The sequence below is a fragment of the Stenotrophomonas sp. C3(2023) genome (assembly GCF_032911385.1).
Taxonomy (GTDB): domain Bacteria; phylum Pseudomonadota; class Gammaproteobacteria; order Xanthomonadales; family Xanthomonadaceae; genus Stenotrophomonas.
The window spans coordinates 156472-170282 of the sequence record NZ_JAWJLO010000001.1 but is presented as its reverse complement, the minus strand read 5'-3'; the positions used below and the strand labels follow the sequence as shown (position 1 = coordinate 170282).

14 protein-coding genes are annotated in these 13811 nt (G+C 67.8%); 5 read left to right on the top strand and 9 right to left on the bottom strand.

Features of this window, described 5'->3' with window-relative positions; genetic code table 11:
* The first annotated feature begins 83 nt into the window (after positions 1–83).
* Entirely contained in the window at positions 84–950 is an 867-nt protein-coding gene (locus RZA67_RS00665) for a methylglyoxal synthase (RefSeq protein ID WP_317210597.1), read from the top strand.
* Between the two features lie 113 nt (positions 951–1063).
* On the opposite strand, the gene RZA67_RS00660 is transcribed toward RZA67_RS00665, so the two are convergent.
* Genes RZA67_RS00660 through ttcA form a run of 3 tightly spaced genes read right to left on the bottom strand, consistent with a single transcriptional unit; the run spans position 1064 to position 3737 of the window.
* Positions 1064–1852 (bottom strand): SprT family zinc-dependent metalloprotease, encoded by a 789-nt coding sequence (locus RZA67_RS00660; protein ID WP_317210596.1) that lies wholly within the window; start codon positions 1850–1852, stop codon positions 1064–1066.
* 59 nt (positions 1853–1911) lie between these two features.
* A complete protein-coding gene (locus RZA67_RS00655) occupies positions 1912–2817 on the bottom strand; it encodes a recombination-associated protein RdgC (RefSeq protein WP_317210595.1) in 906 nt (301 codons plus the stop codon).
* A 38-nt stretch (positions 2818–2855) separates the two neighbouring features.
* On the bottom strand, positions 2856–3737 hold the full coding sequence (ttcA, locus tag RZA67_RS00650; protein WP_317210594.1) for a tRNA 2-thiocytidine(32) synthetase TtcA: 882 nt from the start codon (positions 3735–3737) through the stop codon (positions 2856–2858).
* A gap of 85 nt (positions 3738–3822) precedes the next feature.
* On the opposite strand from ttcA, the gene RZA67_RS00645 reads away from it, so the two are divergent.
* Complete coding sequence (locus RZA67_RS00645) at positions 3823–4026, top strand: YdcH family protein (RefSeq protein ID WP_317210593.1); 204 nt, start codon at positions 3823–3825, stop codon at positions 4024–4026.
* A gap of 37 nt (positions 4027–4063) precedes the next feature.
* On the opposite strand, the gene plsB is transcribed toward RZA67_RS00645, so the two are convergent.
* Positions 4064–6694, bottom strand: coding sequence for a glycerol-3-phosphate 1-O-acyltransferase PlsB (gene plsB, locus RZA67_RS00640; RefSeq protein WP_317210592.1), 2631 nt, complete (start codon positions 6692–6694; stop codon positions 4064–4066).
* Positions 6694–7650 (bottom strand): hypothetical protein, encoded by a 957-nt coding sequence (locus RZA67_RS00635; RefSeq protein ID WP_317210591.1) that lies wholly within the window; start codon positions 7648–7650, stop codon positions 6694–6696. Before RZA67_RS00635 ends, plsB begins: the two co-directional genes overlap by 1 nt.
* A 277-nt stretch (positions 7651–7927) precedes the next feature.
* Here RZA67_RS00635 and RZA67_RS00630 point away from each other — a divergent pair, with 277 nt between their 5' ends.
* The gene (locus RZA67_RS00630; protein ID WP_317210590.1) at positions 7928–8704 is read left to right on the top strand and encodes a serine protease; all 777 of its coding nucleotides are present in this window, start codon (positions 7928–7930) and stop codon (positions 8702–8704) included.
* Positions 8705–8920: 216 nt separating this feature from the next.
* Positions 8921–9721 (top strand): serine protease, encoded by an 801-nt coding sequence (locus RZA67_RS00625; protein ID WP_317210589.1) that lies wholly within the window; start codon positions 8921–8923, stop codon positions 9719–9721.
* Between the two features lie 48 nt (positions 9722–9769).
* On the opposite strand, the gene pyrF is transcribed toward RZA67_RS00625, so the two are convergent.
* Both pyrF and RZA67_RS00615 read right to left on the bottom strand, forming a co-directional pair.
* On the bottom strand, positions 9770–10492 hold the full coding sequence (gene pyrF, locus RZA67_RS00620) for an orotidine-5'-phosphate decarboxylase (protein ID WP_317210588.1): 723 nt from the start codon (positions 10490–10492) through the stop codon (positions 9770–9772).
* Positions 10489–11397: a 5'-nucleotidase, lipoprotein e(P4) family gene (locus RZA67_RS00615; RefSeq protein WP_317210587.1), complete on the bottom strand. Its 909-nt coding sequence runs from the start codon at positions 11395–11397 to the stop codon at positions 10489–10491. The genes pyrF and RZA67_RS00615 overlap by 4 nt, the downstream gene beginning before the upstream one ends.
* A gap of 101 nt (positions 11398–11498) precedes the next feature.
* Here RZA67_RS00615 and RZA67_RS00610 point away from each other — a divergent pair, with 101 nt between their 5' ends.
* Entirely contained in the window at positions 11499–12158 is a 660-nt protein-coding gene (locus RZA67_RS00610; protein ID WP_317210586.1) for a DUF480 domain-containing protein, read from the top strand.
* A gap of 44 nt (positions 12159–12202) precedes the next feature.
* On the opposite strand, the gene RZA67_RS00605 is transcribed toward RZA67_RS00610, so the two are convergent.
* Positions 12203–13210: a DUF4272 domain-containing protein gene (locus RZA67_RS00605; RefSeq protein ID WP_317210585.1), complete on the bottom strand. Its 1008-nt coding sequence runs from the start codon at positions 13208–13210 to the stop codon at positions 12203–12205.
* Positions 13211–13256: 46 nt separating this feature from the next.
* Complete coding sequence (locus RZA67_RS00600) at positions 13257–13793, bottom strand: GNAT family N-acetyltransferase (RefSeq protein WP_317210584.1); 537 nt, start codon at positions 13791–13793, stop codon at positions 13257–13259.
* Positions 13794–13811 lie beyond the last annotated feature (18 nt).

The following is a 13811-nucleotide window of genomic DNA, read 5'->3' as shown; positions in this document are numbered from 1 at the left end:
GCCATACGATTTGTTGTATCTGCGCCGCACGATGTCGCATGCGACGATTTACACTGGACGTGCGCCCCTTGGAAGGAACTCATATGCGTCTTGGCCTGGCCGCCAACCGATTGCACCATCAGGATGGGAAGGCAGCGTTGTTCCGCTGGCTGCGGGCCAGTGGCGACGGTCTGCGCGAACTGCAGGTCACGCTGCACGCGGTCGGCCGCACCTTCGATGCCATCGTCCGGCATGATCCGCTGCAGGGCGCGCTGCGGCTCGCACGCTACCCTTATGGCCGCGACGGTGGACTGATGAAGCTGGTGGCCGAAGTGGTGGGCATGGAGGACGGGCGCACGCTGGACGGTGCGGTCTACCTGATCGATCCGGTGGACCCTTCATCGATCTTCCCGGAAGCCATCGCACTCAAGCGCCAGTGCGTGATTCACGGCAAGCCGTTCATTTCAACCGTAGCCACGGCCCGCGATTGGGTGGAGTGCGAGCGCGTGCACGCGGGCATGGCCGCCGATGCCGGTGCGGACGATCTGCATGCCTTCCATGAGCAGACGTTGGCCTTGATTGCTCACGATGCGATGAAGCCGGCGATGCTTGCATTTGCCGATGCGCATTTCGACGTGCTTTCCCGCTTTGCCGAACGTGTGGCGACCGGCACCACCGGTCAGCGGCTCAACGAGCTGGCCTGGAGCCGCGGCTGGCCCACCGACACGCCCTGGGTGACCCGCTACCAGAGCGGCCCGATGGGCGGCGATGCGCAGATTGCCGATCGCGTGCTGGAAGGCCGCTGCCAGCGCGCGATCTTCTTTGAAGACCCGCACGTGGCGCGTCAGCACGAGGCTGACATCCAGCTGCTTGAGCGCGCCGTTACCACGGTAACCGACCAGGCGGTATGCATCACCGCGCCACGCGTGGCCGCACGCTGGGCCAGCGCCGCCGCCCTGCGCCGCACGTGACGCCGGCTTTGCCCGGCATGCTCCGGTAGCGCCGACCCCACGGTCGGCTCGCCGCGCGCAGGCGCGGTGGATCCTCGCGACCGGTACGGAGAGCCGCCGGGACGAGCCCGGCGCTACACCAGCTGCCGCAGCATCGCCTTCAGCCGCCGACCTTCGCTCTGGAAGTAGTCACGCTGCGCGCGCCAGTCGGGAAAACGCTGTTCCACCTCGCGCCAGAACGCCGCCGAGTGATTGGCTTCGATGAGGTGGCAGAGTTCATGCACCAGTACGTACTCGAAGGCAGCGGGTCGACCCAGGACCAGTGCAAGATCCAGCGCCATGCTGCCATCAGGTGCCAGCGAGCCCCATTGCGAAGACATCACCTTCAAGCGCACCCGCGAGGGCGCGCGCGGCAGGCCCGGCAGATAGCGCGGCAGCCAGTGGCCCACATCGGCGCGTGTCTGCGCCTCGTAGAACTCGCGCAGCAGCCGCTGCAGCGCAGGCCTGCCGGCGCGCGCAGGCCACTGCACGCACGCGCCGTGATCATCCAGCTGCAAGCGTGCAAAGCGCCCTTCTTCCCAGCGCAGCGGCAGCAGTTCACCACGCAGCGGCAACTCGCCCGGCTCGCCCGGCACCAGCGCGGCCGGCAGGTGCGTGCCCTGGTAATGCTGCAGCTGCTCCTGCAGCCAGTGCCGGTGCTGCTGCAGAAACTGCTCACCCATGGCCAGGCTGGCCCGGGACGGCAATGTCAGCCGTGCGCCACGCTCGTCCACGCTGAGCTTGATCCGGCGTGCGCGCGGATCGCGCACGCGCAGCACATCGATCTCCGCGTCTTCGGCCAGCCGCAGGCGCACGGTATCGCGCTGCAGAGTGGTGGAAGATGGCGCGGGCACGGACAACAGGCGGCGCAGCAGACGGCTCATGCAGACAGCATAGCGCCAGCGGTGGCCCCTGGCGGGTCGCTGGCGCCGCGGTTGCCTGTTCAGTCAGCCTTGCTGAGCTTGAACGCTTCTTCCAGCAACAGGAACAGGCGCCGGATCTCTGCGCTCTGCAGCACGAAGCGCGCATCCAGTTCGGCGCGACGGCCATCGCCATCGGCGTGTTCGAGCTGGTCCAGGGCGCCATCAAGGAACTTCAGCTTGCGCACGATCAGATCGTCGCCCAGCACAAAGGACAGGTTGTCCTCGAACACCAGCGCCAACTTGGTCACCTGCTTGCCCGCGTCCAGGTGCTTGTCGATCTCGTCGCAACGCAGCTCCTGGTGCTGGCACTTGACCACCGCGCCGCCTTCGACCGGATCCTTCATTTCGCACTCTTCGCCCAGGCTCAGGCCGGTGGGCAGCGGTTCGCCAGCGATCCACGCGGTCAGGATCGAGCGCGGTGCTACTTCGGCATTGAGCGGCATCGCGGGGAAGCTGCCAAGCAGGCCGCGGATGTCGGACATGAAATGTTCGCCGGTCTTGCGGCTGGAGCTGTCGACCACGACATAGCCATGCTGCAGGTCGACGTAGGCGTCGTTGCGCGAGGATTTGACGAACGCGCGCGGCAGCAGTTCATGCAGCAGATCGTCCTTCATCCGCTTGCGCTCGCGGCCACCGGGGCGCCGGCCTTCCTTTTCCTCGATCTCCTCCAGCTTGCGCTCGAGCAGGTCGTTGACCACCGCGCCGGGCAGGATCTTGTCTTCGCCGCCGACGGTAAGCCACAGGTAGTCGCCGATGCGGTGCGAGAACACCTCCTTCTCGTCGCGGCCGAATGGCGAAATGAACCCATGCGAGCTCATTTCCAGTGGACCGACCGGCTTGAGCAGCGCCTGGGGCAGCAGCGTGTCCACTTCGGAAAAATCGGTGCTGGTGGGAAAACGGAAGAAGGTCAGGTTGCGAAAGAACATGGAAATCCGGATTCAAAGAGGAAGGAGGACCGCACAGGCTAGGCGGTCGGCGTCTCATGCATTGCGGCATCGGCCGGCATGGCAGGCAGGCTGGCCAGTGCGGTGAAGTCAAACAGGCGCGGGTCGGCCAGCTGGCCGGGGCGCACGTCACCCAGGGCGCGGGCGATCTGCTCCACCCGGCCGGGATGGTCGCGGTCCCACTGCTGCAGCATCTGCCCGACCTGCCGGCGCTGCAGGTTTTCCTGGCTGCCGCACAGGGTGCACGGAATGATCGGAAAACCGCAGTACCGCGCATAGTCGGCGATGTCGGCTTCGCGCACGTACGCCAGCGGGCGGATGACGATGTGGCGACCGTCGTCGCTGCGCAGCTTCGGCGGCATCGCTGCCAGCCTGGCGTGATGAAACAGGTTCATGAAGAAGGTCGCCACGCTGTCGTCGCAGTGGTGGCCCAGCGCGATCTTGGTAAACCCGTGCACGGCGGCGTGGTGGTACAGCGCGCCACGGCGCAGGCGCGAGCACAGCGAGCACTGCGTGCGCCCTTCCGGGATGACCCGGGTGACCACCGAATAGGTGTCCTGCTCGATGATCTGGTACGGCACGCCACGGCCGGCCAGATACTGCGGCAGCACGTGTTCGGGGAACCCGGGCTGTTTCTGGTCGAGGTTCACCGCTACCAGCTCGAACCGCACCGGGGCGCGTGCCTGCAGCTGCAGCAGTACGTCCAGCAGGGTGTAACTGTCCTTGCCGCCGGAGAGGCAGACCATCACCTTGTCACCGTCTTCGATCATGCCGAAGTCGGCGATGGCCTGTCCGGCCTGGCGACGCAGGCGCATGGCCAGCTTCTGCCGCGCGCGGTCGGCCGGCGGCAGGCGATGGCCAGCACGCGGCAATGGATCGGGCAGGGGCAGCACGGCGGTCATCCCACCATTCTACCGGCTCAGGCCACTGCCCTGCGCCCGCTGGCGCCCTCTCCCCAGCATCCGCTGCCGCGGGTATGCTCGGGGTGTGGATACCTTCAGCCCTGCCGAGATTTCCGCCCAACTGGCGACGCTGCGCGCCGAGCACCGGGCGTTGGACGAGCGCATCACGCGCATGGCGGCCAATGGCCAGGACGACCTGGAGTCCAAACGACTGAAGAAGCGCCGGCTGCAGCTCAAGGACTGCATCGCCAAGCTCGAAAGCCTGCAGATTCCCGACGAGCCGGCGTAACCGGGGGCACGGGCATGGCCCGCCCCCCCGGGCTCGGTCAGTCCTGCGGAAGCGGCTCGTCCGGCCGAGCTGCTTCCGGGCTGACGCGTTCGATCGTATGCCGCAGTTCGCGGCCAAGGATGAATTTGGCGTCCTTGGCCCACGCATCCAGTCGCTCGTCGAACAGCAGCTTGCTGTTTTCGTCCGGCCACACCAGCCGCAGTTCACGCAGTTTCTGGATGAAGCCGCGGAACAGGGTCTTGTCGAAGAACTCCGGCGCAGCAGGGGCATAGAGCAGGCTCAGACGCTGCGCAGCCTGCTGGCACAGACTCTCCAGCTCGCCCGCCCCGAGCGTGCCCGGGCCATTTTTTACCAGCACTGAAATGGCGATGTAGTAGCGCTCAAATGCCTGCTGCAGCGAATGACCGATAGCGCGCAGGCGGAACACTTCATCGGTCTGCCCGGTGTTGCGCGCGAGAATGCCGCCGTCATCGTCGCTCACCTTCTGCAGCAGCCCCTCGCGTACGAAGACCTCGATGGTCTGCTCGATGCGGTCGGCGAACTCGTCCTCGCTCCACGGCAGGAACAGCTCGGCCTGCAGGAACGGGTAGACCGTGCGGCCCAGCCGCACCAGACCGGCGCGGCCCATGCGGCGGTTGTTCTGGAAGCAGCAGGCCACCCACGAGGAGGCGGTGAACAGGTGCAGCACGTTGTTGCGGAAGTAGCTCAGCAGCACCGCAGTATCGCCGCTCACGCTGAGCACATCGCCCAGCGGGTGCTTGATGCGGGTGAGCACGTTGATCTCTTCGGCGTGGGCGATGATCCGCTCCGGCGAGTGCGGGGTCACCGTCACGCGCTCGGAATAGGGCATTTCCACCAGCAGCGTCTTGCACAGGTCGATCTGCGCGATCAGGTCCGCCTCGCCCATCGCATGCTTGGGCGTCGACAGCAGCGCCAGTGCCAGCAGGTTGATCGGGTTGACGTCCGCCGCCGCGTTGACGTGGACCTGGATGCGCTCGGCGATGGTGTCCACCGTGGACGACAGCCACGCCGGCTTCTCGTCCTCGGACACCACCTCGCCCTTCCATTCAGGCGCTTTCTCCGCCAGCACGTCGTTCAGTGCGATCGGCTCGCCGAAGTTGACCACCACCTGGCCGTAGTTCTGCTTGAGCACCTTCGGGATGCTCCACAGCAGCTGCCAGATCGACTCGCTCTTCTTGGGCCGGCCAGACAGCTCGTCGAGGTAGCTGTCACCTTCCATCAGCTTCTCGTAGCCGATGTAGACCGGCTGGAAGAGCACCGGCTTGCGCGGCTGGCGCAGGAACGCGCGCAGCGTCATCGAGACCATGCCCCCCTTGGGCTGCAGCAGCCGGCCCGTGCGCGAGCGGCCGCCTTCAACGAAGTACTCCAGCGAATAGCCACCGGCCACCAGCTGTGCCACGTACTCGCTCAGCACGGCCGAATACAGCGCGTTGCCGCGGATGGAGCGGCGGATGAAGAACGCGCCACCCTTGCGCAGCAGGGTACCGACCACCGGCAGGTTGAGGTTGATGCCAGCCACGATGTGCGGTGGCACGATGCCGCGGTCGTACAGCAGGTAGCTCAGCAGCAGGTAATCCATATGGCTGCGATGGCTGGGCACGTACACCACTTCATGGCCCGGCGCGGCTGCCTTGAACTTGTCCAGGTGATGCACCAGCACGCCGGCATAGATGCGGTTCCACACGTGGCTGAGCAGGAAGCTGGCCGAGCGCACCACCGGACTCGAATAATCCGCGGCAATCTCCCACGCGTAGGCATGCGCCTTTTTCCAGGCATCAGCGGTCCTGCTGTTGTCCCGCTTGGCCTGCACGGCGATCGCATCGCGCACCGACTCGGCCGCCAGCACCTGGTCCACCAGCATGCGCCGGGTCGACAGGTCAGGCCCGATCACCGACTCGCGGATGCGGCGGAAGTGGGTGCGTAGCACTCGCTGCAGCTTGCGCACCGTACGTTCCGGGTCGAGCCCCTCATCCACCGTGCCGCGCAGCGAAATCGGCGGAGCGAAGCGCACGATGGTGCTGCGCCCGTTCAGCAGCATCGCCAGCATGCGGCGGAAACGCCCGACCAGGGCCCAGTTTTCCGAGAACAGTACGGCAAACCACCCGCTCTGCTTGTCCGGCGCGCGGCCGACGAAGATCGAGACCGGTACCAGGTGCACGTCCAGCTCGCCCCGTGCGCGATGGGCCTGCAGGACCTTGGCCAGCGAATCGGAATGGGTCTTGGCACCACGCTGCTCGGGAATCAACGAATTGCTCGAGCTGCGCCGTGACAGCGCCACATAGGCGCGCTTGCGCCCGGTAGGGTCGCCGGGCAGCGGCACCAGCGGCGAAGGCAGGCCGGCCTCGCTGCAGGCCTTGTCCAGGATGAGCGCGTTGGACAGACCGTAGTCTTCCAGCACGTAGATGACCGGGCGGCCGTCGTTGTACTGGCCGGGGTCCTCCGGCTCGATCTTCAGCGCCAGCCACGGCTCCACCAGACGGCCGAGCAGGCGGGCCCACAGCGGACGGCGACCGGCGGCAGCGCGCACGGCGACATGCAGCGGCGCACCGACGGTGGCCTCAGGGGACGCCGGCACCGTGTCGGCGGGCGTCTTCGGGGGTTCTTCGCCGGGGAACGGCAGCGGATTCTGTTTCGGCATCGCCGTCATTATGGCTTAGCCGGGGGGGCGTCGGCGCGTTGCGCCGTCTCAGCAGCATCTGCGACGCCGGCATCGGCGCGTGCCTGCTGGGCCTGCGGGGCATTGCGCAGCAATGCATCGGTGTCGGCCAGCGTGCGGGTGAGGTACCACTGGCCTTCGCGGCGGGTGACCGGGATCTGCAGGGACACGGTCTTGTCGGCCAAGGGGTAGTGCAGCCGCAGCAGCGCGTTGTCGCCCTCTTCGGAAATGACTTCACCGGTCACCCCGCGCAGCGATGCATCCAGGTCCAGCCCGTAGCTGGCCAGCACCGACTTCAGGCTGGCCAGGAACGGTCCGATACGCTGCAGGCTGGGCTCCATGCCCAGCTGCCGGAGCTGGGCGTCATCGCCGATGCCCGTCGCGCGCGCGGCCTGCACCAGCGCCGCAATGCTGGCCCGTGCCCGCGCCCGGTCGCTGAGCGGTGCGTCGGCGGCCCAGTCCGCCAGGGTTTCCACCACCTGGATGTAATGCGCCTGCTGGCTGGGGGTATAGGTGTCCTGATGACGCAGGTACTGCACGCCGAACACGCCCATCGAGCGTGCTGCCTGGCGCACGGCCGTGGCCTGGCCGGCCAGCTGGGTGTCGAAGCTGCGCTGCAGCCCGGCGGCCCCGTCATCGGCGGACAATGCCTGCAGCATCGGCAGAAGCTGGTCATGCAGGGGCAGCTCGGTCAGCGGCCAGCGGCTGTGGCCCTCGGCCCAGGCCTGCTGCAGCTGCGCATACTGGCGCGGCGGCACCGACAGCCGGGCGTAGGCCTGCAGGTCGTTGGAGGCCAGTGCCTGGGTCATCGCTTGGACCGCCGCCACCGGCTCGGCCGGTGGGGCGACGCGATCATCCTCGCCACTGCGGCATGCCGTCTGCGACAGAAGGACCAGCGCCGCCAGGAACCATATATTGCGTAGCGAGCATCGATTGACGGTAGACATGGTTATGCGGACTCCCCAGACCGGCCCGCATCATGACCGCTGGGTGTCGTCAGCGACAAGACAGCGGGCAATGAATGCTTCAGGAAAAACCCATCTGCCTGATTCTCAAGGAGAGTCGTCACCGGCGACAAGTACCCCGACGCCGGGGATTACAGCGCCATGAACCGTCGGAAAGCGCCGCGCCGGAGCTCTGACGTGGCGCAGTGCCCGGTTTTATCGGCCAAGACAGGTCGCAATGGGGGCGCCGGCGCTGATGCCGGCGCAGCGGAGCTTCCCCATGCGTATCGCATACGTTCTGATCGCCTGTGCACTGTCGACAGCCAGCTGGGCGTCGATGGCCAACCCCGCACCGGTCCAACCCTCGATCGTCGGTGGCAGCGACGCCCCCAAGGGCCAGTACCCCTTCATGGTGAGCCTGCGTCAGCGCGGCGGCGGTGGTCACTTCTGCGGTGGTACGCTGGTGGCCCCGAGCTGGGTGGTGACCGCAGCGCATTGCATCGTCAGCCGCTCGCTCGAGGTCCGGATCGGCGACGCCGACCTGCATCGGCCGGGCGCCCAGGTGGTACCGGTAGCCAGTGTTTTCGTGCACAAGCGATACCCGCAGGACAACAAGGCCGACATCGCCCTGCTCAGGCTGGCCCAGCCGGTGACTGCCGTGGCGCCCGTCCGGCTGGTCGGAACGGCAGGCCGCCAGTACGAAGTGGCAGGCCATCCCATGATCACGGCGGGCTGGGGACGCCTGCGCGAGGGTGGCAGCGGTACCCGTGTGCTGCAGCATGTCACCGTCCCCTATGTGGATGCCGCCACCTGTCGACGGCAGGTGGGCGGCGTCGACAGCAGGGTGGAGATCTGCGCCGGGGTGGCCGGCAAGGATTCCTGCCAGGGCGATTCCGGTGGCCCCTTACTGGTGAAGTCAGCGCAGGGGCAATGGCAGCAGGTGGGCGTGGTCAGCTGGGGACGGGGCTGCGCCCGCCCCAACAACCCCGGCGTCTACACGCGCATCGCGGGCGACGAGATTGCCGGTTTTCTGAAGTACCACATGGAACGCCCCTGAGCGCCCGCCAAACGCTGCGGCAGGCGACGACCGCTGCCGGTAGGTGACGACTGTCAGTCGTCACGCCGTTGCCGTTGCTTCCGACGCCGCACCAATTCGCCCGACCGCGTGTAGGAAAGTCCCGCACGCGGTCCAGTCCAGGACGCCCGTCCCGGTTTTGTGCGACCGCACCCCGCGCAATGGGGCACGCAGGCCCCCCTTGCGAGGAGAAGAACCATGACGCGTCCCCGTCCACTGCTGACGTTGCTGCTTTCCTGCTTCCTGACAACTGCCTGGGCAGCCACCGCCGCCCCACCCACCGTGCATCCCTCCATCGTGGGCGGCACCGACGCGCCTTCCGGCCAGTACCCCTTCATGGTCAGCCTTCGTTCGCGGGCGGTGGGCCGTCACTTCTGCGGCGGCACTCTGGTGGCGCCGTCGTGGGTACTGACCGCGGCGCACTGCACCCGCCTTCCGGCGAACCGCCTGGAAGTGCGGCTGGGCGATGCCCGCCTGGACGCCGCGGACGCCCGCACGGTCGAGGTGGCCGAGGTGCACCGCCACCCGCGCTATGGACGCGATAACAAGGCGGACGTTGCGCTGCTCAAACTGGCCGAACCCGTCACCGATATCACCCCGGCGACGCTGATCGGCCGGCAGGGCGCCAGCTACGAGCAACCGGGGCTGCTGCTGGTCACCGCCGGCTGGGGCACGCTGCAGGAAGGCGGCACGTCGGCGAGCAATCGGCTGCAGCATGTCAGCGTACCGGTCGTGGCGATGGGCGCGTGCAAGCAGGCCTACGCGGACAGGCCCGTCGATGACCAGGTGGAGCTGTGCGCCGGCGTTGCGGGCAAGGACTCCTGCCAGGGCGACTCCGGCGGGCCACTGATGGTGCAGGCGCCGACCGGTCACTGGCAGCAGGTGGGCGTGGTCAGCTGGGGCCGCGGCTGCGCCCGCGCCGATGCGCCGGGCGTCTACGCGCGCTTGGCCAGTGCCGAGGTGGATGATTTCATCACCCGCACCCTCGCCGGCGAGTGAGGCGCTGCCTTGGCCCGTGCAACGGGCCGAGGCAGGCGGCGGCATGGCTCAGCGCTGCCGTGCCGCGCGGATTTCCTGCTGGATGGCCATTGCGGCCGCCGACGGGTTGTCCGCAAGGCGGATCGGCCGGCCGACCACGATCGCATCAGCGCCGTCGGCGAAGGCCTGCGCAACGTCCACGGTGCGCTTCTGGTCATCGCCTACCGGACCACCCGGGCGGATGCCCGGGCAGACGATGGAGAAACCGGCACCGGTCGCCGCGCGGATCGGTGCCGCTTCCTGCCCGGAAGCGATGACACCGTCGATGCCGGCGGCCTGTGCTGCGCGTGCGCGCTCCACCACCACGTCCACCGGTTCACGGTCCAGCCCCATCTGGGCAAGGTCACTGCGACCCATCGAAGTCAGCACGGTTACCGCCAGCAGCCGCATGTCGGGGCCGGCCACGGCCGCACAGGCTTCCATCATCGCCGGGTGCCAGCCGTGAATGGTGCAGTAGCTCACCGGCCAGCGCGACAGGCCCTTGATCACCGCCGCAGCCGTGGCGGGAATATCAAAGAACTTCAGGTCGACAAAGACCCGCTTGTCGCGCTGCGCCAGCGCATCGAGCACCTGGAAGTACTCGCCCGAAGCCAGCAGTTCCATGCCGATCTTGTAGAAGCCCACGCTGTCGCCGAGCCGGTCGACCCACGCCAGGGCCTGCTCGCGCCCCGGCACGTCCAGGGCGAAGATCAGCCGCTCGTCATCGCGCAGGGGCAGCGGCGCACGGCTCATGGTGCGTAATCCAGCGCGTCCTGCTTGGCCTGGTGGCGTGCCTGTGCCGGCTGGCTGTAATCGTTGTTGAACTGCGCCGGTTCAAAGCCACCGTAGGTCGGGTTGGGCAGCATCCACCAGCGCTCGCCGAACCAGTCGTGGTACTGCGCAAGCAGCGCGTCACGGCCTTCATTGGTATTGGCGGTGACTTCAACGAAGTCGCCCAGCTGGTCGCCGAACTGCATCAGCACGCGGTACTGCTGACCCGCCAGGCGGCGGCGGCAGTTCTTCTCGCTGCCGGCCTGCTCGCAGCCCGGCACCACCGTGCCCAGTCCCAGGAACACGCTGTCGTCGGCCACCGGCAGGCCCTGCTCGCGCAGGTTGGCCAGCGTGGCGTCCTTCAGGTGCACGGCTCGGTTGGAGATGTACAGCAGGGTCACGCCCTTGGCGTTGGCAGCCTTGGCAAAATCCACCACACCGGGGATCGCCTTGGCCTTCTTCTCGGCCACCCACTGCGCCCAGCTCACCTCGTCGTACTCCTTGCCGTCGCGGATCAGGCGGGCCTGGTAAGGCGAGTTGTCCAGCACGGTCTCGTCCAGGTCCAGCACCACCGCTGGCTTGAGGCCTTTGGCCTCGTTGCCGCGTTCTTCCGGCACCAGCGCGTCCCAGTGCGCTTCGTTCAACGCTTCGTCCAGGCGGTCGGCGGCGGCCCGGTAGGTCTGCTCGGTGATGGCGCGGTATTCCTGTGCGCGCTGCATCCACAGCACGGCGTTGAGGTTGTCGTGCGCGGCGGCCTCGGTGGCGGGGGCAGCAGCCGTGGTCGGCGCAGCGGCATCCGCCGCCGGGGTGTCCACGCGCTTGCAGGCGGACAGGCTGACCGCAGCGCTGGCCAGCAGAATCAGAGGAAGGGCAGGAAAACGACGCATTGAGATCACCGGATGCAGATATCCGGGGCATTTTACCGGCAAAGTGCCGACGCGCAGGGCTATCCTTGGCGGCTGGATACCCTGTACGCCTGGAGCCTGCCATGACCGACAACGCCAACGCCCCCACCCGCCCCCTGCTGGATGCCGTGCAGGCGCGCGTGCTGGGCTGCCTGGTGGAGAAGGAAGCCACCACCCCGGACACCTACCCGTTGACGGTCAACGCGGCGCAGTCGGCCGCCAACCAGAAGACCGCGCGCGAACCGGTGATGAACATCGACGCGGGCAGCGTGCAGCATGCGTTGCGCCAGCTGGAGACGCTGGGCCTGGCCCGGCAGCACTTTTCCTCGCGTGCCGACCGCTACGAGCATCGCCTGCAGTCCCAGCTGGACCTGACCCGGCAGCAGACGGTGCTGCTGGCGCTGTTGCTGCTGCGCGGGCCGCAGACGCTGGGCGAGCTGGTGTCGCGCAGCGAGCGCCTGTACCGCTTCGCCGATGCGGACGAAGCGCGCCATGCCATCGACCGTCTGCAGCAGCGGGAGCTGGTGCTGGTACTGCCGCGGGCCAGTGGCCAGCGCGAGGACCGCTATGTACATATGCTGTGCGGTGAGGTGGACGGCGAGGCGCTGGCGGCGCGCTACGCCGGCAGTGGCGGCGGCGGCAGCAGTGCGGCGGCGGCCGACCCCGACCTGCGCGCCCGGGTCGAACAGCTTGAGGCCGCGGTCGCCGAACTGCAGGCCCAGCTCGCCGCCCTGCAGGGCTGAACTGGAACCGCCGAGGACGCACCGCGCGTCCTCGGCATACGACATCAGGTCGGCGTATCGACGTCGTCCCACTCGGCCTGTTCAAAGCAGAACAGCCAGTTCAGCGCGTAGTGGCGCTCGTAGATCACACCGCCCACCAGTGCCCCCTGCATAGGTACCCCTTGGCGCTGTGCTTCACGCGCGACCCAGTGCAGGCGATAGTGCAGGTCCAGCGCATCGAGCAGCGCAGCGGTGTCGCGCAGGGTAGTTGGTGCGCTGCCGCTGTCGGCCTGCTGCAGCAGCGCAGCGACCACATCAGGGACCGGGCAGGTGACCTGCGGCCAGGCCAGCGTATCCACCAGACCCAAGGCCCAGAGCAGCACCGTCAGGCTCTCGTAGCGCCAGCTGAAGGGCACTGCGGTCTCGGCATCGCCGTGCTCGAAGAAGGCTGCCTCCGCCGGGCTTAATGCGGATGGCAACGCAGGCAGGCGTTCGGCCAGTTCGGCCAGCGTCAACGGTGGATCACCCGCCTGCAGGGCCTCGGCGCGCAGCGCGCAGGCCAGCAGCGCCTGCGCTCTGGCCCAGACCTCGGCAGGCTCGCGCAGCTGCGCCTCGTCGGCACCCGGCACGGGTGGCAATGAAGCCGGAACGTGCAGCTGCTGCGCCTGGAGCTGCTGCTGGCTGCGCTCGCGGCGCGCCTGCGCATCGATGGGATACGGGACCTGCGCCTGCGGGTCGACCGTCTCGCCCAGCAACACCCGGCCGCCCGGATCGCGCACGCTGCCATCTTCGAAGAAGCACACTGCGTTGGCCTGCAGCAACCAGGGCTGCAGCCGCGCCAGCTCGGCGTCGTCGATCTCGAACAGATAGTGCTGCCGAACGCGCTGTACATGCCGCATCAGGTGATAGCGCGCTGCGGTCATCTGCCCATCGCCATGGCCGCACACGTAGTTGACGAAGCCGCCCAGATGAGGAGCCAGTGCAGGGTCCTCAAGGCCGCGGACCGCGGCGCTCGCGGCCTGCGGCGGCGGGGCGAGCACCTGCCCAAGGGTGGAATACGCGTTGATCAGCATCGGAGCATCCGTGCAGGAAAACAGGCCTGCACGATACCCCACCGGCTCATGCTGGCACTTGAACCACCGGCGCGCCCGGTGTGGCGTAGAGGCGGCTGGGCTGGGGCAGGGTGGGCAGCTGGATCACACCGCGTCCGGTCATGCCCAGCGACAGCAGGATGCGCCCGGAGGCCGTGTTGTCCAGGTCGGTGATGCCATACAGGTCGTGCAGGCCCAGTGTGCTGCGTGCATGAGCGAACACGGTCTGCGCGGCTTCGCCGGCATAGCCCTGGCCGGTGTACTGCTGCAGCAGGGCATAGCCGATGTCCGGGGCGGGCAGGCCATCGCGCTGGACCAGCCCGGCGTTGCCCAGCCATGCGCCGTCGGCGCGGCGTTCCACCGCGTACATCCCGAAGCCATTGACCGCGTAGCTGTGCAGCACGCGCTCGGCGATGTAGGCAGCAGCCTGCGCAATGGTGCGAACCTGGCGGTCACCGATGAAACGCAGAAAACCGGGGTCGTTGAGCAGCGCGAGCATCGCGGCCGCGTCGCGTCCGGGTTCAAGCGCGCGCAGGCGCAGGCGGGGGCTTTCCATCACAGTCACGGCATGCGCTCGGCTGCA

Coding starts and splice junctions, on each gene's coding strand:
- RZA67_RS00615 (WP_317210587.1), bottom strand. CDS start 11,397: ATGCGTCGTTTTCCTGCCCTTCCTCTGATTCTGCTGGCCAGCGCTGCG.
- RZA67_RS00610 (WP_317210586.1), top strand. CDS start 11,499: ATGACCGACAACGCCAACGCCCCCACCCGCCCCCTGCTGGATGCCGTG.
- plsB (WP_317210592.1), bottom strand. CDS start 6,694: ATGACGGCGATGCCGAAACAGAATCCGCTGCCGTTCCCCGGCGAAGAA.
- RZA67_RS00630 (WP_317210590.1), top strand. CDS start 7,928: ATGCGTATCGCATACGTTCTGATCGCCTGTGCACTGTCGACAGCCAGC.
- pyrF (WP_317210588.1), bottom strand. CDS start 10,492: ATGAGCCGTGCGCCGCTGCCCCTGCGCGATGACGAGCGGCTGATCTTC.
- RZA67_RS00665 (WP_317210597.1), top strand. CDS start 84: ATGCGTCTTGGCCTGGCCGCCAACCGATTGCACCATCAGGATGGGAAG.
- RZA67_RS00625 (WP_317210589.1), top strand. CDS start 8,921: ATGACGCGTCCCCGTCCACTGCTGACGTTGCTGCTTTCCTGCTTCCTG.
- ttcA (WP_317210594.1), bottom strand. CDS start 3,737: ATGACCGCCGTGCTGCCCCTGCCCGATCCATTGCCGCGTGCTGGCCAT.
- RZA67_RS00655 (WP_317210595.1), bottom strand. CDS start 2,817: ATGTTCTTTCGCAACCTGACCTTCTTCCGTTTTCCCACCAGCACCGAT.
- RZA67_RS00660 (WP_317210596.1), bottom strand. CDS start 1,852: ATGAGCCGTCTGCTGCGCCGCCTGTTGTCCGTGCCCGCGCCATCTTCC.
- RZA67_RS00605 (WP_317210585.1), bottom strand. CDS start 13,210: ATGCTGATCAACGCGTATTCCACCCTTGGGCAGGTGCTCGCCCCGCCG.
- RZA67_RS00635 (WP_317210591.1), bottom strand. CDS start 7,650: ATGTCTACCGTCAATCGATGCTCGCTACGCAATATATGGTTCCTGGCG.